The sequence below is a fragment of the Acinetobacter sp. TG2027 genome (genome assembly GCF_000302435.1).
GTDB lineage: Bacteria > Pseudomonadota > Gammaproteobacteria > Pseudomonadales > Moraxellaceae > Acinetobacter > Acinetobacter pittii.
Map to the genome: position 1 here is coordinate 1 of NZ_AMJN01000005.1, position 23,785 is coordinate 23,785.

Below are 23,785 nucleotides of genomic sequence, written 5' to 3' on the forward strand. Positions count from 1 at the left end.
TCCTCTGAAGGATAAATGAAAATTAAGTACTTACACAAAATTTAGAACAGTCCCGTCATTATCCCTTTAAGAATAAACTTCATTCAGCAGTCATATTCTGAATAACCGTCACCACATCAAGTACGGTTCTCACATTTTTAAAGTCTTCAGGCTTTACTTGCTTGCCTGTTAACTCTTTAATTTTTACAACTAAATCGACCGCATCAATACTGTCTACATCAAGATCAGAATAAAGGTTCGAATCGAGTTGAACAGTCTCCGGTTCAATTTCAAACAAATCTTCCATCCATTCGCGGAGTTTAGTTAGTACTTGCTCTTGAGATAACATCATCACGCTCCTTATGACTTCTGTTGTGCTTCAACTAAAGCAACCAAGCTCTGGATTGACTTAAAATGCTGTTTGGTTTCATCCGACTCTGCATTTAAATGAATGTTGTAACGCTTTTTCAAAGCCAGTCCCAACTCAAGTGCATCAATCGAGTCTAATCCTAAACCTTCTCCAAATAATGGAGCTTCTGTATCAATATCGGCAATAGTAATATCTTCTAGTGCTAGAACATCAATAATCATTTGCTTTAGTTCATCAGCAAGATTGCTCATTTCAAGATAACTCTTCTTCAAAAATTTTATAAAAACTACGACTTAACTGACGAACTTGTTTAGGTCCTACTGTTAAATCATCTAACAGATCTGATACTTGCACAGCATCTAATACCTTGACCTCGATATGAAATGGTTGAGATGGTACGTGGTACCATTTTTCATTTTTGGTTAAAGTTGATGGTGTACAAGTAATAATTACTGGGCGAATTGGTACATTTGCACGAATGGCAATATTGGCTGCGCCTCGCTGAAACTCGTTTAGGGCCATCCCTTTTTCAGTGCGCGTTCCTTCCGGAAAAATTAAAAGAGAAGCCGCATTATTTTCTTTTAGACGCTTTACACAGTCTTCAACAAACTGCTGAGAACCTGCATTTAAAATATAGCCTGCGCTTTGTACGGGTCCTTTGGTAAATGGGTTCGACCAAAGAGACTGCTTCACGACACAATTAGCCTGCTGCATCATACCAATTAGTACTACAACATCAATCAAAGTCGGATGATTGGCAATCACCAGCTCTTGGCGACTATTTTGTAGTTTTTCCAGCCCCTCTACCGAATAAGTCATGATGCCGAGTTTGACCATCATGTCGGTAAAGCCTTTAAAACTATGTTTAATCACATTTTGCGCACGTTGCTGTCGCTTTTGCGGATCAGAAGTGGTTGTATTGAGTACGGGGGCAATCACTGAGGCAATTGCCATACCACCCAGCCCAAAACTGGCAAAACTAAAGCCAGTAGCAGCCACACGCCAGCAATAATTACTTTTTTGCTTGAGATTTTTAAGATTTAGCATTTGTTCCACCCAAATGCAGATGTTAACTGGTCAGCATCCTGCCAAAAATGAGCAAAAGCAGGAGCATCTGCTTCATCTCTATGCGTCCACGCAGTAATTTGTAAATTAGGTTGCTCTAGAGTAACGACAGCAGCCATCGCATAGGCAGGAAAATTGATTGCCTCAGCATAAATATTAGGTAATGGCTCATCATAAGCGACGACTAAGACCCGCTTAATCTTAGGCATTGACTTTAAAAGTGCATAAGCCTCAATCAAACCTTCAGTCCATGAACAGCTTAAGCTGGTAGAGGGAGTATCATCCTGACATAAAATTGAATAGAGGCCAGAAACTGCATTATGAACGGACGTTGAAAATTGTGTTGGCGATGGGGTTTGATCATTTAAAACATCTTGCAAGATATTTAACGTTTTGGCCTCATCACCATATTTTGATACCCAAACAATATAATCGGCCTTATTACTTTCTAATGCACCGATCGCACTATTTAAAGCAAGTTTAGCCAATGGTGATAAACGTCTACGCTGCATAGCTGGGATGCAGTCGAGAGCCGCATAGGAAGGCTGAGCATGTGTAAATATAAGCTGAGCAAGATGTAATGTTACCATGCTAAAAAATGAACCCTAAGCCGCGTTATTCTGTCGAAATATAAATTATTTTATAAAGATGCTGATTATAGCATTCGTTATAAAATTTACAAAAAATTACGTTTATCACTCACACTTTTTCATAACTCTTCGGAGTAGCTCATTTATTTGCAAAAAAAACCCAAAGAAAACTTTGGGTTTTTGAACAGTAAAAAACTTAACGGTTAAATTTTTTCTCTGCTTTCTTAAATTTCTGAATATAACGACGGCGACGTGCAGCAGTACGTTCATCAACCTGACTCTTACGACCTTCAAATGGGTTTTCAGAAGTTTTAAAGTCAATACGAACTGGCGTACCTTCGAGTTTATACACTTTACGGAACACGTTTTCTAAATAACGACGATAATCAGCAGGTGTCTTATCAACCTTATTACCATGGATGACGATAGTCGGTGGGTTCTGTCCACCCATATGTGCATAACGCATTTTAATACGACGACCGCTAATCATTGGTGGCTGATGAGCTTCTGTCGCATCACTCAAAATTTGAGTCAATTTAGCTGGTGATACTTTTAAATTCGCAGACTCATAAGCACGGTGGATAGAAGGATATAAATCACCTACCCCAGTTCCATGTAAAGCAGAAATTAAATGGATTTTTGCCCATGGAATAAAGTCAAAACGACGTTCAACATCAAGCTTACATTGCTTGCGGTCGTATTCAGACATGTTATCCCATTTGTTGATGGCAATAACCATGGCACGACCAGCTTCAAGCGCATAGCCAATTAAATGCAAGTCTTGCTCAACAATACCTTCACGCGCATCGACTACAACCACTACAACATGTGCATCTTTCATGGCTTGCAAAGTTTTAACAATTGAGAACTTCTCAATCATTTCATCAACTTTACCTTTACGACGCACACCTGCTGTATCAATTAAGGTGTATTTACGGCCTTCACGCTCAAAAGGAATGTAAATAGAGTCACGCGTTGTACCTGGTTGGTCAAATGCCACCACACGGTCTTCACCCAGCAAACGGTTGACCAATGTTGACTTACCAACGTTAGGACGACCAATAATTGCTAAACGTAAGCCAGTATCTTTGTCATGTTCTTCAGGGTTTTCATCTTCTGGAACTTCTGCAAGTACATCTTCCAGCATTTGCTGTACGCCACGACCATGGCTAGCGGCAACTTGTAATGGTTCACCCATACCAAGTTTGTAGAACTCAACCAAAGCTGCTTCAGCATGAACACCATCTACCTTGTTCGCAACAAGATAAATTTTCTTGCCTAAAGTACGTAGTTCACGAGCAATTTGCTCATCAGAAGCTAACAATCCCGCACGAGCGTCAACCACAAAAATAATAATATCTGCTTCATTGATCGCTGTTTTTGACTGCTCGGCCATGTAGTTATCGATACCGCCTTCACTCTCACCGATACCACCAGTATCAACAACAATGAAAGACTTATTTTGATAAGTCGCATCACCATATTTACGGTCACGAGTCAGACCTGCGAAGTCGGCTACAAGTGCATCACGACTCTTGGTAATCTGGTTAAATAACGTTGATTTTCCGACATTCGGACGACCAATGAGCGCAATAACGGGTTTCATACAATAACCTTAATTCAAGACCAGCCATATCTCATGGCATGAGCATTAGAAACAATACAGGAGATATATTTTAAGGTCAGATATGACCATAATAAAAGACGGGGCTTTGAACTGATTTAATTCAAACACCCCGATATTTTTTTAACAGCGTAATTTGTTAAGCGGCTATTTTAGCACAAGCAAACGAAATTAACGATTCTGCCAAATACTTAAATCGCCTTTTCTGGTCGAAACAAAAAGTTGGTTCTCAATAACACGTAATGTATTGACCTCACCACTTGTTTTTGAACGACCAATCAACTTACCTGTTGCAGGATCAACAAGATGTAATACGCCATCTAAATCACCAACAATAAGGTCCGATCCCAACACAACAGGGTTACTTAAATGACGGTTTAATAAACTATCATTTTGCCAAACTTGTTCGCCTGTCGTTAAATCATAAGCAGTTAACTTACCATCAGTTGATGAAACCAATACTTTATTGTCATAAACTTCTGGACGCTTCGTACTGCTTGAGTCTTCACTCCAAACTACACGTTGCGAAGCTAGATCAGTTACAGTCACTTGCCCTTGGAAACTTGTAGTTACCATAAACTGTCCAGCAACAGTAGGATCACCATCGATATCAATCAAACGTTGAATATCAGAACGACCTTCACTTACCGCAACACGGCGTTGGAAACGTGGAATACCACTAATCGTATCAATTGCATAAACATACGCATTCGCAGATGCGATTAATACAGTACGCGGGTCAAGACTCACTGGTGATGCTTGACCACGTAAACTAAATTGGACATTTGGCAATTTATAAGCCCAAACTTGCTGGCCTGAAGCAGCATCATGCGCAAATACAGTACCGTCGTTTGCAATGGTAATAACGCGTCCAGACTGAACTAAAGAAGGACTTAATAGTGCACCAGATAACTGCGCAGTCCACTTTTGTTCACCTGTTGCCTGATCTAAAGCAAAAAGTTGACCTTTACTATTACCAACAACAACAATTCCTTCAGCAGCTTCAACACCAGAGCTCAAGCCTAATTTGCTGACTTTTTTCTCCCAAAGACGCTGCTTACCACGATATGCAGCGACTTCACCTTTTGGGTCAAGCGTAAAGACCACGCCCTCACTTGCATCAAGCTGCAAACGTAACGGATCTGCCTTATCAGTAGAAGAAACACTGCGCGAAAACACGGGTACTAGAGTCTTTTTCGACTCAGTCAATTTCGGTAGTGGATTTGGTTTTGCTTCTTTTACTTTGTTGCTAGAACATCCCACCAGTACAGCTGATGCGATTGCAATTGCCAAAGGCAGTTTGAATTTCTGATTCATTAAGACTCTTCCACCTGTGTTTCCAAAATTGGGCGCTCAATCTGTGGATCTTCAACTAAAACGCCAACACTTTCGAGTTTAATTTGTAAAATTTGTCGTTCTTGTTTACGTTCCAGTAACGAATCCCATGCTGCCTGATACGCTTTTTTAGCAGAATCAATATCTTTCTTGGCAACAAAGATATCACCACGTAACTCTTCTACTGTTGCTTTAAATGCAGGATCAACGTTACCAGACAAGGTTTTTAGTGCTTCATCATATTTGTTTTGCGCCAATTGTGCATCTGCTAAACGCAATTTTACAACCTGAATCAAACCTTCATCTTTTACTTTTGAATTTTCGACTTTCTTCAATGCTTTTTCAGCAGCAGCATAGTCTTGTTTTTCATAGGCTAATTTTGCTAATACAAACTGAGTCTGTATCGCCTGAACAGAATCGATATCATCTTTTACGATTTTATCTGCCGATGCAGTGATCGAAGTTAAAGCATTAGGATTATCAGCACTTGCATTTGCCTCATCCATTAACTGCTGTACTTTTGCAGTTTCTGTCTGGCTGCTCGCAAGATTTCTTTTTTGCCAATATTCCCACCCAAAAAAGGCAATCAATGCAATGAGAATCCCGCTAATCATGGCAGAACCATATTTTTTGGCGAACGACTTTAAGCTGTCGAATTGTTCTTCATCACTTACACTCATGTGATTGTCCTTTTCCAGATGTTTCAGTTTATTTTGTAAATTTTTCGATTAAGAATGGTACAAGCTCAGCCAGCGCAACTTGTGACTGCTCAGCTGTTGCTAACTCTTTGATAGCAAGCTGCTGTGCTTCCCATTCACGCTCACCTAAAATCATGGCGTAAACAGCCCCAGCCTGATCAGCTTTTTTCATCTGACTCTTCATACTGCCTTGTGAACCTGTTTTGATTCGAATACTGCTATTTGCAGCTTCTAACTGGTCACGTAATTGCTCCGCTAAAATCAAAGCTTTAGTTTGATAAGCAGGTTCTGCAACCAAGAATACTTCACAATCACGAATAACTTGAGCTTGTTCAACCTGCTCAAGTAGAAGCAATAAACGCTCCATACCCATCGCAAAACCAACAGCAGGTACAGATTGATCGGCCTTACCTTTTAGCTGACCAACTAAACCGTCGTAGCGACCGCCAGCACATACAGTACCTTGCGAACCAAGTGCAGTTGTTGTCCATTCAAAAACGGTTTTATTGTAGTAATCCAGACCACGCACCAATTTTTGATTAATGACAAATTGGATGCCAGCAGCTGTCAAATAATCTTGTAACTGCTTAAAATGATCCAAACTTTCTTCTTTCAAGAAGTCATGTAATTTTGGCGCATTTTCTAAAATTTTCTGAGTAGATTCAATTTTAGAATCCAAAATACGTAATGGATTCGTTGTTAAACGACGCTGTGAGTCTTCATCCAACGCATCTTTATGCTCGTTTAAAAATGCAACTAAAGCATTACGATACTCTGTACGCTCATCAGTTTCGCCCAAAGTATTTAACTCAAGCTGAACCTTATCAGCAACGCCCATTCGTTTCCATAAACGAGCGGTCAACATAATCAATTCAGCATCAATATCAGGAGTCGCAACACCGAAAGTTTCCACGCCAAACTGGTGGAACTGACGGTAACGCCCTTTTTGTGGTTTCTCATAACGGAACATAGGTCCCATATACCACACGCGTGGCGTAGCACCGCGCAACAAATTATGTTCAACCAAAGCACGAACACAACCTGCTGTACCCTCTGGACGTAAGGTTAATGACTCTGGTGGATTACCTTTGTCGAAAAAGGTATACATTTCTTTTTCAACAATATCGGTAGCATCACCAATAGCACGTTTAAACAAGCCCGTTTGTTCAACGATCGGCAAACGAATTTGTTGATATCCATAAGCATCCATTAAAGATGCTAAATGTTGCTCGAGACGTCTCCACGCTACTGTTTGCGTTGGTAAGATGTCATTAAAACCTTTGATTGCGACGATTGAACTCATGATGAACTACGAATAATTTCTTTAGATTTAGCTTCTTCAAGCTCTTGGACACGTTGACGAACCATAGTTTCGATTTCATCAACCAATTGATCGGTATCGATTAAATGGCTTTTTTCACCATTACGATAAACCAATGAGCGAGGCGCAGCCCCAACAACCCCGATGTCAGCTTCTTTTGCTTCACCTGGGCCATTTACTTTACAACCAATTACCGACACATCCATTGGAGTACGAATATCTTCTAAACGCTCTTCCAATGCTTGCATTACCTGAATAACATTAAATTCTTGGCGAGAGCAACTTGGGCAAGCAATAAAGTTAATCCCGTTAGAGCGAAGCCCAAGTGATTTTAAGATATCAAAACCAATCTTGATTTCATCTTCTGGTTCGGCGGCAAGCGAAATACGCATCGTATCGCCAATACCTTCTATCAACAATCCACCAAGGGCAATCGCCGACTTCACGGTACCTGTACGGTAAATACCAGCTTCAGTTACGCCTAAATGTAATGGATTATCAATTTGCTGAGAAAGCAAGCGGTAAGCATCCATGGTTAAAAACACATTTGAGGCTTTTACGCTAACTTTAAACTCATGGAAATCAAGGCGGTCTAAAATATCAATGTGACGTAAAGCCGATTCAAGCAACGCCTGACCTGTAGGCTCGCCATATTTCTTTTGTAAATCTTTTTCTAGAGAACCCGCATTGACCCCAATACGCATAGAAATGCCATGATGACGCGCCGCAGCAACGACTTCACGCACTTTCTGATCTGAGCCGATATTACCCGGGTTAATACGTAAACAGTCTGCACCATAGTCTGCAACTGCCAGAGCAATTCTATGGTCAAAGTGAATATCAGCCACTAATGGAACTGAAACACGTTTACGGATCGCACCAAATGCCTCAGCAGCCTCCATAGATGGGACCGAAACACGCATAATATCAGCACCTGCATCAACACAACGCTCGATTTGAGCAACGGTTGCATCGACATCGCAAGTTTCGGTATTTGTCATACTTTGCACACTAATAGGTGCATCGCCACCGACATACACCGAACCAACACGGATTTTACGTGTTGGTCGACGTTTAATTGGGTTCTCTATCATTGTATCGCTCAACTCATGGTATTAGCGGGATAAACGGAATTCTGCTTTACCGTTTACCGTATATGGAGACAATGAAATCTGTTCTTGGTTTAGACTTAATGACACAGCGGTTGCATCATCAAGACGAATCTGGAATGGAGACTCACCATTTAAGTTTAGAGTTGATGACTGACGACCTGTCGCCAAAACTTTACCTGTTGCATCAACAATATGAACAGAAGTTGGTCGGTTAAAGTTTAACACCAATTGGTCACCCACTGTTGAGGTGGTAGCCCCTTGCATAGGTAAAACTTCAACATTCGATTGATTTACTTTAGGTAAATCAGCATCTTCTTTCTTTGAAGTCCATTTTTGGACACCCATAACAAGCAATGACACAACAGCAAGAATTACAACAGCAAGAAATATGCGTTTTAACCATTTCTTATTACGATCACTATTAGAACCCGGGAGTTTACCCATGATTTTAATTGGCGAATTATTTAAGGCATGATTTGGTAACAGCCCAGTATCATTTGCATAAATCTCATCGAAACGCTGAATTATTGCCGTCGCGTCCGTATTTAAATATTTTGCATATGAACGGTAATAACCCTTAATGAAAGTCGCTTCCGGCAATGATTTATAGTCATCTTGCTCTAAAGCGGTCAAGGTCTTAACCGGCATATTTAAATCTGAAGAAACTTGCCCTAACTCTTTATTCTGAGCAACTCGAATTTGACGTAAATACTCGCCAGGACGTTGAATATTTCCTAAAGCAGAAGTCGGTAAGCTTGAGCCAGTTGGCTGCTGTGAATTAGGATTTATTTCCATACGGCCTCAGTACTATACTGTAATTGCAAATAACGTTGATATTCTGGACTTTCCGGGAACAAAGCACGTAACTGGTTTACTAACACTTGCATTCCCATTTTATCCGTATTGGCTCGAGCCACTCTTACACCAATCCAAAGTGCTCTTGCACCCTGATTTTTCTGCCCCACTGTACGAACATATTGCTCATACATTTGTGTAGCAGCCGGAATCTGCTGCTGCAAATAAAAAATTTCCGCTAACTCTAACATTGAAATATAAGAGTCGCGGTTAGCAAGGAGTGCTTGTTTGAATGTTTTTTCAGCATTCGCAACATCACCCAATTTTAAATAAATACGCCCCAGATTTTCTAATGCCTGATAGCGTTGGTCATAACCTAATGTTGCGCCAGCAATACGAAATTGCTCAACCGCATCATTATAACGCTCCATTTGATATAAATAAGTACCATAATTATTATGTGCTTGAGCATTATCCGGTTCAGATGAAATTGCTCTTTTAAAATAATGTTCTGCTTTTTCTAAATTGGGCTTGCTACCTTCTTGCTGTAGCAAAATACCCATCATCATATTTGCAGTAGCATCGCGGCTATCTACACTTAAAGCTTGATCAAGAGCACGCTTTGCTGAGTCCAAGTCACCCGAACGAATATGTTCAGCAGCAAGTTGTGTACGCACTTTTACCGCTTTCTCTGGGTCTTTTTTTTGCGTATGCGTTGTCTGGCAACCACTTACCAGAAATGCAACTGCAATCCCCATACATAAAACCGTTTTTAACTTTGGAATACTCAAAGCCTGCCCTCAATTTATCCTTGTGTACGCAAAATCTCTTGACGCTGTGTGACTTTTTTCTGCCACTGTTCAGCACGACGGGTTCTGTCAGCCACTTGACCTACTAACTGCCCACATGCAGCGTCAATATCATCACCACGTGTTTGACGAATCGTACACACAAATCCAGCATCAGACAAAGTTTTTTGGAACGAGATAATACGATTTCGGCTTGAGCGACCATATGGCGCATGCGGGAACGGGTTAAACGGAATCAAGTTAATTTTACTTGGTAAATTTTTTAATAATTTAATCATTTGCTGTGCATGTTCAGGCTGATCATTTACGCCTTCTAACATCACATATTCAATAGTCACATGTTTACGCGTACTTTCATTACCATCTTTGGCAATATAACGCTGACATGCTGCAATTAACTGAGCCAATGGATATTTTTTATTAATAGGTACTAATTCGTTACGTAATTCATCGTTTGGCGCATGTAAAGAAATGGCTAAAGCCACATCAATGTCTTTCGCAAGCTGATCAATTTTTGGTACAACACCTGATGTCGATAAAGTCACACGACGTTTCGACATGCCATAAGCAAAGTCATCAAGCATAATCTGCATTGAGCTTAATACGGCATCATAGTTGAGCAATGGCTCACCCATGCCCATCATCACAACATTGGTCACTGAACGTTCGCGCTCAGCAACAGGCACTTCTTCCATATAAGAATAGTTTGCCATCCAGAGTTGCCCAATAATTTCATCTGGCGTTAAATCACGTTGGAAACCTTGTTTACCTGTTGAACAAAATGAGCAATCTAATGCGCAGCCCACTTGAGAGGAAATACAAAGCGTTTTACGTAACCCAGTTTTATCTTCGGCAGGAATTAATACAGTTTCAACTAAAGAACCTGCACCCTCACCTACGCGAAACACCCACTTACGTGTACCATCTTTTGAGTAATGACGGTGAACCACTTCAGGTGCTTTAATTTCACAAATCTGTTCAAGCTTCGCACGTAATTTGCCTGAAATATTGGTCATTTCAGCAAAGTCAGTAACAAAGTATTGATGTATCCATTTCATGACCTGTCCGGCACGAAACTTCTTCTCACCAATATCTTCAAAGAATTTTTCTAACTCAGGACGAGACATGCCGAGTAAATTCACTTTATTTTCGGCAGCAGGGATTACCGGCGTGGACGAAGATTGCTGCTGTCCATCAAGATTTTCAGATGAAACGACCACTGCAGAACTCATGTGTATTTACCTAAACCATGTCAAAAAACTGAAGATATTGTTCAAGAATCAAACAATATTCTCTTAAGAGAATAAAAAAACCAGATAAGTAGTATACCACTTATCTGGTTTGAATGCTTTCGATTAACGAGTGCGTGGGCAGATCTCGTTGTCAGCAAAGAAGTAAGCAATTTCACGCTCTGCAGAAGCAACTGAGTCAGAACCGTGAGCAGCGTTTTCGTCGATGCTTACAGCGAAGTCAGCACGAATCGTACCAGGAGCAGCTTCTTTAGGGTTTGTAGCACCTAAGATTTCACGGTGTGCAAGAACTGCGTTTTCACCTTCAAGAACAGATACTACAACTGGACCAGAAGTCATGAATGCAACTAAGTCACCAAAGAAACCACGTTCTTTATGCTCAGCATAGAAACCTTCAGCATCAGCTTGAGAAAGGTGTTTCATTTTAGTCGCAACAATTTTTAAACCCGCTTTTTCAAAACGAGCAAAAATTTCACCGATGTGGTTTTTAGACACTGCATCAGGTTTTACGATAGACAAAGTACGTTCAATAGCCATGAGTGGCTCCTTTATTTTAAGATTTAAACTTTAAAAAATTTGCCGCATTATACCGATGTCATAGGCAATAATCAGCTTTGAATGTGTAAAAGTTGCGATTTTTTCTACTGTTTTTAGCGAACTTCGTCTATCCAGGCCATCTGAATGCCTTCTAGCAATCCTTCTGTCGATTTATTTGGGTCATCACTGAAGTCTGGCAATGCGCACACCCATGCATGTAAATCGGTAAAACGGATCCATTGCGGATCAACTTCTGGATGTGCTTCTGACAATTCAATGGCAATATCAATCGTATCTGTCCAACGTAAGCCCATAGCGGCTCCTATCTGTTTAATCTGCTAAATCACGAACTGTGTACTTTAGCAAATCCACAAACCTAATCGATAGCTTAAGCTGATAAAAATTACCGATGCTTATAAAGCGATGTTCAATAATGGCGCCACAAAAATAATCGTAGCCGCGACCGCTGCACCAATTAGCGCACCAACAATCACATCACTTGGGTAATGAAGACCCAGTACCATACGAGACAAAGCGACAAGCACCATAAATGGGAACATGGCAGCAAGCAAAACTGGCTGGATGTAACCCAATACAATTGTCACCATGACCGCATGAAGCGTGTGACCTGATGGAAAACTAAAGTGATCAAGTGGTCTTTCACCAAGAACAATCACCTGATGCACCTGATAAGGACGTGGTCGCGTTGTTTTGTGTTTTAAAAATTTATAGATTGCTGTGCCAACAGAACCACCTAATAACAAGTAGATGATTTGCAAGCTATAGTTAATGCCTTGCATACCCCACACGATTGCCAACATTAGATACCAAAATGGACCATCACCAACACGACTGATAATTTTGAAAAAAAGGGCAACACGCTGTGAGTGAGAGAAATTGTTCAGATATAAACAGCCTCTCAAATCTAAATCGAGTATTTTTATTTTTGCATTCTTAAATTTCATGGTCATTCTCCTATCTTAGGATACTTAGGTGAAGTCCAACGAGGGCTCCTTCACTACCTGATAAAATGCCTGCTCCAATTGCTGAACCGGAAGTTGCCAACCGCTTTGCTGTACTTTATGACAGGCTTGTACGCCCATTTCTCTAAGTTGTTGTAATGAAGGAAGCTGATAAATTTGTTGTATAAAGTGGTTTTTTTGTCCAAGTGGGCTTAACCAGCCATTCACACCATGTGTTAAGTATTGATGTGCACATGCATAATCATACGCTATAACTGGTAAACCGCTTGCCATTGCCTCTAAAACTACGTTACCAAACGTTTCAACTTGACTCGCAAATACGAATACATCTGCACTCGCATAGGCAGCTGCCAAATCTTGACCTCTCAGACTTCCAGTAAAGATAACACCCTTCGCTTCAGGTAGTGACTTTAAACGAGCAAAATCTGGGCCATCTCCTACAATTACTAATTTAGTTTTATTTGGCTGAATAGTTTGCAGGTTCGCATAACTTTCAATGAGAACTTGTACTTCTTTTTCGGGAGACAAACGCCCCACATAAAGCATAACGCGTGTATTCTCATCAGCATCCCATTGTTTTCGCAAATTTTCAGAGCGATGCTTCGGTGAAAATCTGGTTGTATCTACGCCACGCCCAACGACAACCAGTGGACAAGTAATACCAAAACCGCGTAATGCTTCTTGAGTATCTTTACTCGGCACACAAGTTACTTGAGTGTTATTGTGAAACCAGCACAGGTATTTTTGAATCGGTTTGACTAAAAAAGCCAAATCGAAGAAACGACTAAAGTCTTGAAATGGCGAATGAAAGCCACTCGAAACAGGAATAGCTTTTGCCTTAGCAGCCTGCATGGCGGTTAAACCTAACGGCCCTTCAGTCACGATGTGCACGACATCTGGCACAAACTTTTCAAAAGCTTTCGATACTTTTAAATATTGTGGCCAACCAAATTGTAAAGTTGGATATTTTGGAATTGCCTGCGACATAACCAAACATTCTTGCTCTGGTGTAAAGTCATGGCATTTTGCTTTTTGCTCTGGGCGAATCAGTAAAATCTTATGCCCCTGTTTTTGTAAACCTTGGCATAACTGTAATAATGATAGTGCCACACCATTGATTTCGGGTGGCCAAGTTTCCGTCACAATCGCAATTTTTAAACGTGGGCGCACCAAATCATGCAATGAATGTGCATTAGATAGCTGCTGCTTTTGTTTAAAAAAGAATTGGAAGCTTTCAGGAAGTTGCTGTTGTTTTAATAGTGCTGTCGCATATGAACTTTGCATAGCGCCATCCATCAATGTATTTATTTTCATGCTTAAAGATTAAGCAGTTTTTTTGACATTTTGATGATAAATGCATGACAGTTTACTGACATGAAAAATAAAAAAAGCACACTGATGACAGCATGCTTTTTCTTAAATTCTAGTAACTCTTAGCGATTTTGCAATTTTGCATAATCCATGAGTACATTAGCAGCTTCAGTCACAAAAGTTTCTTCTTCAGGTAACGCTGGACGTTGCGATGCTTTCATTTTAGCGCGAGATTCAGCTAGAGCATCTAATGATGCTTGATAGCTTTCCCAGTTTGCAAAAGGCTTTTGACCCGTTGCAGCACGGCGTTCATTCTCTGCATCTAAAGTTTGTTTCTCTAAACCAAGTAATTCAGCACGGCGCTTATCAATATCAAGTACTACTTGTTTTTGATCACTCGTCACCTTAGCAATCGCAGTACGTTTATTTAGATATTTAAACTGAGCATCATTGCCAACACGTTGTTCAGAAAATTGAGACAACTTTGTCACATAAGGTTGAACAGAACCTTCGCGCTTAAATGGTGCAGTAGGAATTGTGTCCCACTTCAACGCATTTTTCGATTTACGTTCACCAAACTCTTCGTTATAGATATCGACGAGTTTAATGTCTGGCACTACACCTTTATTTTGTGTACTACCACCAGTAATACGATAGAACTTACGCTGAGTTAAAGTCGCTTGACCATATGCCAGAGTATCAAGTTGTACCTGAGCTGTACCCTTACCAGTGGTTGTACTACCAATAATAATACCGCGCTCATAATCTTGAATTGCAGCTGAGTAAATCTCACTTGCAGATGCAGATGCCAAGTTCACCAATACCGCGAGTGGACCTGTATAAATTTGCTGACCGCCATCGTTATCTTCAAACACACTTACGTTGCCATTGCCATCACGGATTTGTACTACCGGACCGGACTTAATCACCTGACCCAACATACGTGCAACTTCTTCTAATGAGCCACCTGGGTCATTACGTAAGTCAATAATAATACCTTCTACTTTCTTCGCTTTTAGTGCTTCGAAAGCATTTGCAGTATCTTCAGAAACTGAACGGTATTGTTGACCCGCACGACGTGAACGATAGTCAAAATAGAATGATGGAATTTCAATTACGCCCAACACATGCTTTTTGCCATCACGTGTCACTTCAACTGTGCGTGAACGAACACCAGCATCTTCTTCTTGAATAACATCACGTACTAAAGTCACATTACGAGCCTGACTCATTGATGCGCCAGCACCAAGAAGTTTTAGCGTGACTTTTGTTCCGCGTTTACCACGAATGAGTCCAACAATTTCAGAACTTGTCCAGCCAATCACATCAACCATTTTCTCGCCTTCTTGGGCGACACCAATGATTCGATCTCCTGATTTCACTTGACCAGACTTACTTGCAGGACCACCTTCTACAATGGTTTCAATCTTGGTGTAATCTTCGTTGCCACGTTCTGGACGAATCGACACCCCAATACCTTCGAGTTGCAAGGTAGTTTGGCGATTAAGTTCGATCGCATCAATTGGCGGGTAATAGTTACTATGTGGATCATAGGTCGCCAACATTGCATTTAATGTTTTGTCCAAGACGTCATCGCTTTTCACACGACTAATTCTTTCAAGCTGACGCGTATAACGTTTAGTTAACGTTTGAGCTGGCGTTAAATCTTCTGGGCCAGTTAAGTCTTGACCATCAGCAAGTGAAGGATTTTCTTTAAGCGCTTTTTGTTTCGCCTGCTCTTCTTCACGGCTAATCGTTAAATTAATTAACTGAGAAACCAGCATTTTACGCCAGTGATTTTGTTGCTCAGCAGTCGTTTTAAAATACGGTGCTTTTTCACGATCAACTTCAATATAACTATTAGGCTGCTTTAAATTTTGCTGTTGTTTTAACTCAGCTAACATGAACTCATAAAATTGTTTTAAGCGTTCACGATATTGCTGATGAATTGCAAACGGTCCAGTTAAATTCCCCGCTTTTAATGAAGCACCAAAATTTGAACCATATAGTTTTTTATAATTTTGAACTTCAGAATCTAGAAATAATGAGTGATCTGGATCAAGACTATCTAAATACATATCTAGAATACGATTTGATGTGGTCGCATCCAAACGCATATTTAAATAATGTTGACGATCAACTAAAGTTGCCAGTTGGCGAGCCACCAAAGCCTGTTCTTGCGTTGGCTGGATTGATTGAGAAACCGCAGCAGTATTGGTTGCCGCTCTCGCTTCATTCATCGTATGAGAGAAGAATAAACCGCCAGTCGCGATCGCTACTGCACAAGCTATAGTTTGAAGTTTCATAAATTTTTAATACTTCCTTGGGTGTTCCTATCTTACACGCTCTGTTTTCGATATGAACTAAGCAGATTCAAAATCTTAACCAACTAAATTGTTTATACCGTGTAGTTTTATCATATTCTGTACTGACAAAATGTAGCAAAACATTGCAAAATTCGCTTATTGTTTTTCAATCAAAATTCAAATGGAACCAATATGATTGGCGCATTGATGCTGGACATCGCCGGCACAGAACTTACTCAAGAAGATATTGAACTATTACGCGCTCCGCAAGTCGGTGGCATGATTTTATTTGCACGAAATATTGAATCTCCACAACAAGTGCGTGCTTTAACCGACCATATGCGTCAAATTCGCCCAGATATTTTGATTGCTGTTGACCAAGAAGGTGGCCGAGTTCAGCGCCTAAGATCAGGTTTTACCTTATTACCAGCCATGGCCCGTTTCGGAGAGTTGTATTTAACTCAACCACAAAAAGCACTTCAGCTGGCTGAACAGTGCGGCTGGTTAATGGCAACTGAAGTTCTTGCTGTCGGTATCGATTTCAGTTTTGCACCGGTTTTAGACCTGAATGCTATTAGTGACGTGATTGGCGACCGTGGCTTCTCTAAAAATATTGATGATATTGCCCCGCTTGCAGGCGCATTTATGCAAGGCATGAAAAAAGCTGGAATGGCAAATACGGGCAAACATTTCCCAGGCCACGGTTCTGTGAAAGCCGACTCTCATGTTGCTGCTGCAATCGACAGCCGTAGCTATGACGAAATTTATAACCATGATATGCAAAGCTTCATTAAGCTTATGCCTCAGCTTGATGCGCTCATGCCTGCACATGTGATTTATGATCAAGTTGACCCAAATCCAGCAGGTTTTTCACCTTTCTGGATTCAAGAAGTTCTACGCAAGCGTTTGAAGTTTGATGGTGTACTTTTCTCTGATGACTTAAGCATGCAGGCTGCATGTGTAGCAGGTGGCGCAGATGCTCGTATTCAAGCTGCTCTAGCGGCTGGGTGTGACATGGGGCTAGTGTGTAATGACCGAAGTGCAGCCTGTACAGCACTTGAAGGCATTACAAACTTAGAACTACCAAACCAAGAGCGTTTAGAACGCATGCGCGGCCAAATTCCACCAATTCAGATTGGTGAAACTTTATCGCTTGGAAATGAGTGGCAAGCTGTCAAAACAGCCATTGAAGAGTTTAAAAATTCGATTTAAGTTAGTAAAAATTTTAATTGGCTACAAAAACCTATTCACTATCTGATACGCGGTTAAGTCATACGCAACCTGCTCATCTGCTGATGGATATTGATTGCTTCAATATATTTGATAGATTCAGAAAGTGAACAGGTTTTGCGTATGACAATGGTTTTGGTTACTTTTCCCGAAAGAAAAGTAACTCCAACTGAAAGTTCATCCCAAAATGCTAACCTAATTGACAGGACTCCGTCATGCAGGTTCATTCAACATCAATGCAGTAAAAACTCTTCATTTTTATAAATAATGAAGATCACACAAAAACAATAAATCGAGTTCAGGACGAATGACACAACAACTTTCAAAACACCGCCACATCTCTTTTACAGCCCACTATACGGGTTATATCTGGTATCAAATGGGGATCTCTCATGAAGCACTTGCCACAACCAAAGGCAAATCACTGGCTTATTTGGTTCATCCAATAGAATCATGGGCAGAGAAATATGTCGGCGGTAGCATGCGTACCACGCTTAAACAACGCCACACCATGCTTGATCATTATTTAGAACAACTCATTCAAGAAAATCCTGATTTACAGGTTCTAGAAATAGCATGTGGCTTGTCTCCACGTGGCTGGTGGTTTAGACAACATTACCCTTCTATTACCTATCGGGAGCTTGATTTGCCCGATATGGCACAAACCAAACAAAATGCGTTACAGCAAATTGAAAAAAATGCACCTGAAATCTTATCAGTTGATTTATTTACAGATGCTTTTGCACAAGCATTTGAAGTATTTGACCCTAACCGCCCATTGGTTGTAATCAGCGAAGGCTTGATTAACTATTTTGATAAAGGTTTATTAAAACACTTGATCCAATCGATTGGCCACTATGGGGCTACTTTTAAAAAGTTCCACTATTTAACCGACTTATATCCTGAACCCATTAAGAACAAACTCGCTAGTATTATCTGGAATAGTAGTAAGTTACTTAAACTCATGTCTCGCAGTTCATTTAGTTTTCATTTCAAAAGTCCACAAGAAGTTAAAGACTTTTTTAAAGATACAGAATTTGAGCAGGTTACTATTGAACAGCCACAAATATTTTTTGGGCAAGTTTCTCAAGATAGCCATGAAGAGCATTTAGGCGACTTAGTCTGGATTATTCACGCTCAAATAAAATAATAAATATAAAAAATGGAAGCTCGACATAAACGAGCTTCCATCTATAACTATATTATTAAGCTGCTTGTTTTTGACGAGCAATAAAACGGCTTAACCGATCAGCAAGCTCAAAACTACCATGTTTAAATAAAGCACGTATTCCTTGTTCAGTAGCTTCAAAGATTAAACACTCAATTGCAAAATGACCTTCTTCATCTTCTAAATGAAGTGCCAAATCACGTGGATGATCATTCACAAAATCAAGCTGTGAAACATCATCCATTTTTAAATACATCCCAAAGAAAGTCACGTCAACAATCGTCACTGGCACTTCTGTTTTACATTCACGGTGGCTCAGTTGAGTATTCGGTTGCAAAACCGGAACTCGCTCTTCACCACGGCGCTCCATGTTTTGCATTTGTTCACGTGTCATTGGAATAATACCATCCAAATTTTGGATAGATTCACCCTTCAAGAATGAAGTGAACAAACTCATAGTTTCTTTACGACGCTGGAGCTGCGGTACATGATCAGCGTTTGCAATCAGAGCAAATTCCATATCCGGACATTGCAAAGCAAAATTGGCATTTTCATGAGGCAAAGTAAAACTATCGTACTGCCCTGCTGCTACCAGTGTTTTGCACTCGGGAATAGGTACATCTGTTAACCGCAAAAGGCGATTACAGTTAATTTCATAACGTTCTCGCTCAGTCCCCGTAAACTCGGCCATTTGTCTAAAAAATAACTTTTTAGCGGTTGGTGACATACGAGTTTTATCTAATTTTGCATGATTAACTAAATACAAAATAACAGCTTGCCCAAACTCTTCCATGCGGTTTTCTTGCATGAGTTTGAGGGATTCTTCCAAAATCATTCGCCAACTTTTTCGGGTCTTTTGCATAACACCCATCAAAATCATACGATCCATTAGGTCAGGACGGTGATGAGCAAAACAAGAGGCAATCACGGACCCTAAAGACATTCCCATTACAGAAACTTTTTGTATTCCAACGATATCTAACCAACGCCCTAACATTTCAGATAAATCAGGAAGTTCTAAAGTACCGGCAGATACTCCTGTGTCGCGATTGGTAATTTGCTGATTTGCACCCATTGAAGGTAAATCAATTAAAATAACTGGACCACTTTCAAACAATTGTTCAACACAATATTTATAAGAATTAAAATTCTGGAAAGCACCACCAACAATCACAATCGGCGTTTTGTGAATCGTTTGAGGATCGGCAATTGCCATATATTCAATTTTCCAACCGTCAATCCATGTTGTACGAGCAGGTTGTTTAAAACTATCTCTATGGTAGATATCGAAAAAGCCAAAACCGGCATAAGCTTGGTTGATCTCCGAATCCATTTGAATAATGGAATTCATATCCTTGCTTCCTCCTTGCTGTAATTTTTTTATGCTGCAAGAGTTCCTTCTTGAACACGTAATCTTTTATGCACAAAACTTTAAAATTTGTATTAGTTTGTATTGCACAATAACATTCTAAACAATTGTCTGAAATATACGCAATCGCTGAAATGACCGCTCATCTTGTTTAAGTCGCTAATAGTTTGCAAAATATTTAAATGTTTTTTTATGGCGGTCACATTTTTCAAAAAAAGCCATTCATTGTTCCGCATTTGACTGCTACTATCTTACTCATTGGTAAATGATTAAAAAATGCTATGCAAGATTCAATTGAACAATATATGCAAAAAGTTGGGCAACAAGCACGCGAGGCCTCACGCGTCTTAACAAGTGCTTCTACCTCACTAAAAAATCATGCACTCTCTGCTATTTATACTGCTTTGGAAAATAATCAGGCAGCAATCTTGGCGGCGAATCAAATCGACATGGATAAAGGTCGTAGCAATCAGCTCGACAGTGCCTTACTTGATCGTCTTGAGCTTACGCCCGCACGCTTTAAAGGGATGTTGCAAGGTTTAAAAGATGTGATCGCGCTTGTCGATCCAATTGGGGAAATTACTGATCTTGCATATCGCCCCACAGGCATTCAAATTGGAAAAATGCGTGTACCTTTAGGTGTGGTTGGTATGATTTACGAATCACGTCCAAACGTAACACTTGAAGCTGCATCTTTAGCGATTAAATCAGGCAATGCCATTATTTTACGTGGTGGTTCAGAAGCACTCGAGTCAAATAAAGCAATCGCAGAAGCAATTAAGCATGGTTTAAAAGTTGCCGGTTTACCTGAGCATTCAGTACAAGTCATTGAAACTTCTGACCGTGCAGCTGTTGGTCACCTCATCACCATGGCTGAATATGTAGATGTAATCGTTCCACGTGGCGGCAAAAGCTTGATTGAGCGTGTAACTAACGAAGCTCGTATTCCGGTGATTAAACATCTTGATGGTAACTGCCATGTATTTGTTGAAGCACAAGCAGACTTGCAAAAAGCATTGCCAATTACATTAAATGCAAAAACACATCGTTACGGTGTTTGTAATGCGATGGAAACGCTGTTGGTTGATGAAAAAATTGCAGACGTTTTCTTACCACGTATTGCTGAACTGTATGCTGAAAAACAAGTTGAATTACGCGGTTGTCCAGAGACACGCCGTATTTTGGGTGCCTCTGTAAAACCTGCGACAGAAGAAGATTGGTATACCGAATATTTAGGGCCAATTCTTGCTATTAAAGTGGTTAGCGGTATTGATGAAGCAATTGACCATATCAACAAATATGGTTCACATCACACTGATGCCATTGTGACTGAAAACTATACTTTGGCTCGTCAGTTCTTGGCTCGTGTAGATTCAAGTTCAGTCGTGATTAATGCATCAACTCGTTTTGCTGATGGTTTTGAATATGGCTTAGGCGCAGAAATTGGTATCTCTACAGATAAAATCCATGCCCGCGGTCCTGTTGGCTTAGAAGGCTTAACTTCTCAAAAATGGATTGTGTTAGGTGACGGTCAAATTCGTCAATAATTAATCTATTTGTTCAAACAAAAACGCCTGATCAATATCAGGCGTTTTTTATTATTCAAGTTATTAATTAGAAAATAAAGTCAGTATTCACAAATTTAGAGTAGTGCTCAGACACCATAGAAGCCAGCATACCTTTGCTTTCATCGGTCTGTTTAGCAGCAATCATAGCGCGGATCGAGAATGCACGTAACGCATCATGCACAGACAGCGTACCTTCGGCAGAATCTTTACGGCCACCGAATGGAAATACATCTGGACCACGCTGACATTGACAATTGATGTTTACACGACAGACCTGATGGACCAGCGGATCAACCAAGTGACCAATTTGCTCAGGGTCGCTACCAAAAATACTCACCTGCTGACCATGATCAGAAGTAGTGACATAGTCCAGCACAGTTTCAATGTCATCGTAAACAGAGACTGGTATCACTGGACCAAACTGTTCTTCGCGATACAGCCTCATTCCCTCACTCACTGGATAAACTACAGCTGGATAGAACATCGTTTTGCAGAATTCACCGCCTTCCGGATTAACTACTTTTGCCCCTTTAGCTACAGCATCTTCAATGACTTCAGTCATGTAGGTCGTACGGTGCATACCTGGTAACGGAGTAATAAACACACCTTTTTCCCAAGGCATACCCACTTTAAGTTTGGCCAGCTCAGCCGTTAAGCGGTTAACAAATTCATCTGCTATTGAACGATGTACCATCAACATTTTGAGTGCGGTACAACGCTGACCATTAAACGACAATGCACCCAGCAGACACTCTTTCACTGTTAGATCCAAGTCGGCATCTGGCAGAATAATAGCGGCATTCTTCGCATCTAGCCCCAAAATCGCACGCAGACGGTGAGATTTAGGATGTTGCTTCTTCAAATGATCAGCTACTTTACTAGAACCAATCAGTGCCAGTACATTAATTTGCCCAGATGCCAGTAGATGGGGTACCACTAGAGAACCTGGTGCATAAATGGTATTGATCACACCTTTTGGAAATGAATCACGGAACGCTTCTAGTAACGGTTCAAACAACAATGTCCCAAATTGAGGTGGTTTGAAGATGATCGTATTCCCCATCAGCATGGCTGGGATCAGAGTCGCAAAGGTTTCGTTCAGTGGGTAGTTGTATGGTCCCATACACAACACGACACCTAATGGAGTACGACGGATTTGTCCAATCGTACCTTCAGCAATTACAAAGCGGGAGTTGGCATTATCCAAATCTTTCAGGGCATCAATCGTTTGACGCATGTAGGTAATCGTACGATCAAATTCTTTCTCTGAATCCGCCAAGCTTTTGCCAATTTCCCACATGATCAGCTTAATAATCAGATCTCGTTGCTCCACCATGCGCTGAATAAAATTTTGCATACAGGCAATGCGCTCACCAACCTTCATCATGGGCCATTCGCCACGACCATTATTGTAAGCCCTTACCGCTGCTTCTAGTGCTTCATCGCTTTCTTTTTCACCCATGACTGGATAACTACCAAGTTCAACTTGCTGTAGGCTACCGTCAGGCTGCTGAATCCAGATCGGAGATAATGTTTTCTTGGTTGCACCAGCCCATAGCTTCAACTCACCATCCACGAGTGAGACACGCTGATGAATTTGAGATGGCAAACGTACACTTTCAGGAATACCGTCCACTACTGGGAATTTATGCTGTAGATTATTTAACTGATTCATTCTTCTTAATACCTTATTATTCGTATGTCTTTTATATATTCCCGAACTCGCCACTGTAATCAGGTTTTATTCGGGTCAATATCACTATTATTATCCGTACTCACCTTGCTTGAACCGTAAACCACAAGGTGAATATGTTAAAGCGTTGATAATCTTTCTAGATGAATTTACCCCCGACACACACTATCAGTCACCCCTAGCTTCTGGATGACTTGTTCAATGATCTGTTCTGGTGTGAGAGCAATATCAATAGCAATTGCTTCATTCACATCAGGTTCCTCTAATGTGTCTAGCTGGGTTTGTAGCAACGCTGGGTCAAAAAAATGACCTGATCTTTCTGCAAGTCGTTGCTGTAATAACTCATAAGAACCTTTTAAGTAGACAAACTTAACATTCTGGTCCTGACCTCTTAAAATATCGCGATACATGCGTTTTAAAGATGAGCATGTAAATACAGCCGTTTCACCGTCTCTCTGTTTGGTTTCAATGGCCTGACGAATTGCCTGTAACCATGGCAAGCGGTCTTCATCAGTTAAGGGAATACCTTGACTCATCTTACTTTTATTTGCAGCTGAATGAAGCGTATCGCCATCAAGGAACTCACAAGCCAAACGCTCTGATAACAATTCACCAATTAGGGTTTTACCTGTTCCACAGACACCCATTGCAATCACAATCATGGATTACTCA

The 23,785-nt window shown here is 40.6% G+C and carries 23 protein-coding genes; 3 read left to right on the forward strand and 20 right to left on the reverse strand.

Annotated elements, in window-relative coordinates:
• Positions 1–79: 79 nt before the first annotated feature.
• The 17 genes from B806_RS0101870 to B806_RS0101950 form a co-directional block, all read right to left on the reverse strand.
• Positions 80–334 (reverse strand): acyl carrier protein, encoded by a 255-nt coding sequence (locus B806_RS0101870; RefSeq protein ID WP_001987856.1) that lies wholly within the window; start codon positions 332–334, stop codon positions 80–82.
• Between the two features lie 5 nt (positions 335–339).
• Complete coding sequence (locus tag B806_RS0101875; RefSeq protein WP_000067033.1) at positions 340–600, reverse strand: phosphopantetheine-binding protein; 261 nt, start codon at positions 598–600, stop codon at positions 340–342.
• Between the two features lies 1 nt (position 601).
• On the reverse strand, positions 602–1,405 hold the full coding sequence (locus B806_RS0101880) for a lysophospholipid acyltransferase family protein (protein ID WP_079380914.1): 804 nt from the start codon (positions 1,403–1,405) through the stop codon (positions 602–604).
• Positions 1,390–2,004, reverse strand: coding sequence for a beta-ketoacyl synthase chain length factor (locus tag B806_RS0101885; protein WP_017402538.1), 615 nt, complete (start codon positions 2,002–2,004; stop codon positions 1,390–1,392). The genes B806_RS0101880 and B806_RS0101885 overlap by 16 nt, the downstream gene beginning before the upstream one ends.
• 196 nt (positions 2,005–2,200) lie before the next feature.
• Complete coding sequence (der, locus tag B806_RS0101890; protein ID WP_005066184.1) at positions 2,201–3,610, reverse strand: ribosome biogenesis GTPase Der; 1,410 nt, start codon at positions 3,608–3,610, stop codon at positions 2,201–2,203.
• A 189-nt stretch (positions 3,611–3,799) separates the two neighbouring features.
• Positions 3,800–4,945 (reverse strand): outer membrane protein assembly factor BamB, encoded by a 1,146-nt coding sequence (gene bamB / locus B806_RS0101895; RefSeq protein WP_017402539.1) that lies wholly within the window; start codon positions 4,943–4,945, stop codon positions 3,800–3,802.
• Positions 4,945–5,643 carry a tetratricopeptide repeat protein gene (locus B806_RS0101900; RefSeq protein ID WP_017402540.1) on the reverse strand — a complete coding sequence of 233 codons (699 nt, stop codon included), beginning with the start codon at positions 5,641–5,643 and terminating at the stop codon, positions 4,945–4,947. The genes bamB and B806_RS0101900 overlap by 1 nt, the downstream gene beginning before the upstream one ends.
• A gap of 28 nt (positions 5,644–5,671) precedes the next feature.
• Positions 5,672–6,964 carry a histidine--tRNA ligase gene (gene hisS / locus B806_RS0101905; RefSeq protein WP_017385736.1) on the reverse strand — a complete coding sequence of 431 codons (1,293 nt, stop codon included), beginning with the start codon at positions 6,962–6,964 and terminating at the stop codon, positions 5,672–5,674.
• Entirely contained in the window at positions 6,961–8,076 is a 1,116-nt protein-coding gene (gene ispG, locus B806_RS0101910; RefSeq protein WP_017402541.1) for a flavodoxin-dependent (E)-4-hydroxy-3-methylbut-2-enyl-diphosphate synthase, read from the reverse strand. The genes hisS and ispG overlap by 4 nt, the downstream gene beginning before the upstream one ends.
• Positions 8,077–8,097: 21 nt before the next feature.
• Positions 8,098–8,889, reverse strand: a complete 792-nt coding sequence (locus tag B806_RS0101915) for a helix-turn-helix domain-containing protein (protein WP_017402542.1) — start codon at positions 8,887–8,889, stop codon at positions 8,098–8,100.
• The gene (gene pilW, locus B806_RS0101920; RefSeq protein ID WP_193786206.1) at positions 8,880–9,680 is read right to left on the reverse strand and encodes a type IV pilus biogenesis/stability protein PilW; all 801 of its coding nucleotides are present in this window, start codon (positions 9,678–9,680) and stop codon (positions 8,880–8,882) included. The genes B806_RS0101915 and pilW overlap by 10 nt, the downstream gene beginning before the upstream one ends.
• 14 nt (positions 9,681–9,694) lie before the next feature.
• Entirely contained in the window at positions 9,695–10,930 is a 1,236-nt protein-coding gene (gene rlmN, locus B806_RS0101925) for a 23S rRNA (adenine(2503)-C(2))-methyltransferase RlmN (protein WP_002115097.1), read from the reverse strand.
• 123 nt (positions 10,931–11,053) lie between these two features.
• On the reverse strand, positions 11,054–11,485 hold the full coding sequence (gene ndk / locus B806_RS0101930; RefSeq protein WP_000963851.1) for a nucleoside-diphosphate kinase: 432 nt from the start codon (positions 11,483–11,485) through the stop codon (positions 11,054–11,056).
• Positions 11,486–11,598: 113 nt separating this feature from the next.
• Entirely contained in the window at positions 11,599–11,799 is a 201-nt protein-coding gene (gene iscX, locus B806_RS0101935) for a Fe-S cluster assembly protein IscX (protein ID WP_004698764.1), read from the reverse strand.
• 99 nt (positions 11,800–11,898) lie between these two features.
• Positions 11,899–12,450 (reverse strand): phosphatase PAP2 family protein, encoded by a 552-nt coding sequence (locus tag B806_RS0101940; RefSeq protein ID WP_005066176.1) that lies wholly within the window; start codon positions 12,448–12,450, stop codon positions 11,899–11,901.
• A gap of 24 nt (positions 12,451–12,474) precedes the next feature.
• Positions 12,475–13,764, reverse strand: coding sequence for a glycosyltransferase family 1 protein (locus B806_RS0101945; protein WP_079380913.1), 1,290 nt, complete (start codon positions 13,762–13,764; stop codon positions 12,475–12,477).
• Between the two features lie 137 nt (positions 13,765–13,901).
• Entirely contained in the window at positions 13,902–16,085 is a 2,184-nt protein-coding gene (locus B806_RS0101950; RefSeq protein WP_017385731.1) for a carboxy terminal-processing peptidase, read from the reverse strand.
• A gap of 192 nt (positions 16,086–16,277) precedes the next feature.
• Here B806_RS0101950 and nagZ point away from each other — a divergent pair, with 192 nt between their 5' ends.
• Together nagZ and B806_RS0101960 are read left to right on the forward strand one after the other, a co-directional pair.
• Entirely contained in the window at positions 16,278–17,297 is a 1,020-nt protein-coding gene (nagZ, locus tag B806_RS0101955) for a beta-N-acetylhexosaminidase (RefSeq protein WP_017402545.1), read from the forward strand.
• Positions 17,298–17,622: 325 nt separating this feature from the next.
• The gene (locus B806_RS0101960) at positions 17,623–18,465 is read left to right on the forward strand and encodes a class I SAM-dependent methyltransferase (RefSeq protein ID WP_017402546.1); all 843 of its coding nucleotides are present in this window, start codon (positions 17,623–17,625) and stop codon (positions 18,463–18,465) included.
• Positions 18,466–18,520: 55 nt separating this feature from the next.
• Here B806_RS0101960 and B806_RS0101965 read toward each other — a convergent pair whose 3' ends face one another.
• Positions 18,521–19,834, reverse strand: coding sequence for an alpha/beta hydrolase (locus B806_RS0101965; protein ID WP_017402547.1), 1,314 nt, complete (start codon positions 19,832–19,834; stop codon positions 18,521–18,523).
• A 299-nt stretch (positions 19,835–20,133) separates the two neighbouring features.
• On the opposite strand from B806_RS0101965, the gene B806_RS0101970 reads away from it, so the two are divergent.
• Positions 20,134–21,399 (forward strand): glutamate-5-semialdehyde dehydrogenase, encoded by a 1,266-nt coding sequence (locus B806_RS0101970; RefSeq protein WP_017385727.1) that lies wholly within the window; start codon positions 20,134–20,136, stop codon positions 21,397–21,399.
• 67 nt (positions 21,400–21,466) lie between these two features.
• Here the strand turns inward: B806_RS0101970 and B806_RS0101975 are convergent, their stop codons facing one another.
• Positions 21,467–23,095 (reverse strand): NADP-dependent glyceraldehyde-3-phosphate dehydrogenase, encoded by a 1,629-nt coding sequence (locus B806_RS0101975; protein ID WP_017402548.1) that lies wholly within the window; start codon positions 23,093–23,095, stop codon positions 21,467–21,469.
• Between the two features lie 167 nt (positions 23,096–23,262).
• A complete protein-coding gene (locus B806_RS0101980) occupies positions 23,263–23,775 on the reverse strand; it encodes a gluconokinase (protein WP_014208329.1) in 513 nt (170 codons plus the stop codon).
• Positions 23,776–23,785: the final 10 nt, after the last annotated feature.

What these genes read in the sequence shown, in the direction of transcription:
- B806_RS0101960 (WP_017402546.1), top strand. Translation starts at nt 17,623, where the DNA reads ATGACACAACAACTTTCAAAACACCGCCACATCTCTTTTACAGCCCAC.
- rlmN (WP_002115097.1), bottom strand. Translation starts at nt 10,930, where the DNA reads ATGAGTTCTGCAGTGGTCGTTTCATCTGAAAATCTTGATGGACAGCAG.
- ispG (WP_017402541.1), bottom strand. Translation starts at nt 8,076, where the DNA reads ATGATAGAGAACCCAATTAAACGTCGACCAACACGTAAAATCCGTGTT.
- nagZ (WP_017402545.1), top strand. Translation starts at nt 16,278, where the DNA reads ATGATTGGCGCATTGATGCTGGACATCGCCGGCACAGAACTTACTCAA.
- B806_RS0101885 (WP_017402538.1), bottom strand. Translation starts at nt 2,004, where the DNA reads ATGGTAACATTACATCTTGCTCAGCTTATATTTACACATGCTCAGCCT.
- B806_RS0101965 (WP_017402547.1), bottom strand. Translation starts at nt 19,834, where the DNA reads ATGAATTCCATTATTCAAATGGATTCGGAGATCAACCAAGCTTATGCC.
- B806_RS0101950 (WP_017385731.1), bottom strand. Translation starts at nt 16,085, where the DNA reads ATGAAACTTCAAACTATAGCTTGTGCAGTAGCGATCGCGACTGGCGGT.
- iscX (WP_004698764.1), bottom strand. Translation starts at nt 11,799, where the DNA reads ATGGGCTTACGTTGGACAGATACGATTGATATTGCCATTGAATTGTCA.
- B806_RS0101900 (WP_017402540.1), bottom strand. Translation starts at nt 5,643, where the DNA reads ATGAGTGTAAGTGATGAAGAACAATTCGACAGCTTAAAGTCGTTCGCC.
- B806_RS0101970 (WP_017385727.1), top strand. Translation starts at nt 20,134, where the DNA reads ATGCAAGATTCAATTGAACAATATATGCAAAAAGTTGGGCAACAAGCA.
- bamB (WP_017402539.1), bottom strand. Translation starts at nt 4,945, where the DNA reads ATGAATCAGAAATTCAAACTGCCTTTGGCAATTGCAATCGCATCAGCT.
- B806_RS0101875 (WP_000067033.1), bottom strand. Translation starts at nt 600, where the DNA reads ATGAGCAATCTTGCTGATGAACTAAAGCAAATGATTATTGATGTTCTA.
- B806_RS0101975 (WP_017402548.1), bottom strand. Translation starts at nt 23,095, where the DNA reads ATGAATCAGTTAAATAATCTACAGCATAAATTCCCAGTAGTGGACGGT.
- B806_RS0101940 (WP_005066176.1), bottom strand. Translation starts at nt 12,450, where the DNA reads ATGAAATTTAAGAATGCAAAAATAAAAATACTCGATTTAGATTTGAGA.
- hisS (WP_017385736.1), bottom strand. Translation starts at nt 6,964, where the DNA reads ATGAGTTCAATCGTCGCAATCAAAGGTTTTAATGACATCTTACCAACG.
- ndk (WP_000963851.1), bottom strand. Translation starts at nt 11,485, where the DNA reads ATGGCTATTGAACGTACTTTGTCTATCGTAAAACCTGATGCAGTGTCT.
- B806_RS0101945 (WP_079380913.1), bottom strand. Translation starts at nt 13,764, where the DNA reads ATGGATGGCGCTATGCAAAGTTCATATGCGACAGCACTATTAAAACAA.
- B806_RS0101915 (WP_017402542.1), bottom strand. Translation starts at nt 8,889, where the DNA reads ATGGAAATAAATCCTAATTCACAGCAGCCAACTGGCTCAAGCTTACCG.
- der (WP_005066184.1), bottom strand. Translation starts at nt 3,610, where the DNA reads ATGAAACCCGTTATTGCGCTCATTGGTCGTCCGAATGTCGGAAAATCA.
- B806_RS0101980 (WP_014208329.1), bottom strand. Translation starts at nt 23,775, where the DNA reads ATGATTGTGATTGCAATGGGTGTCTGTGGAACAGGTAAAACCCTAATT.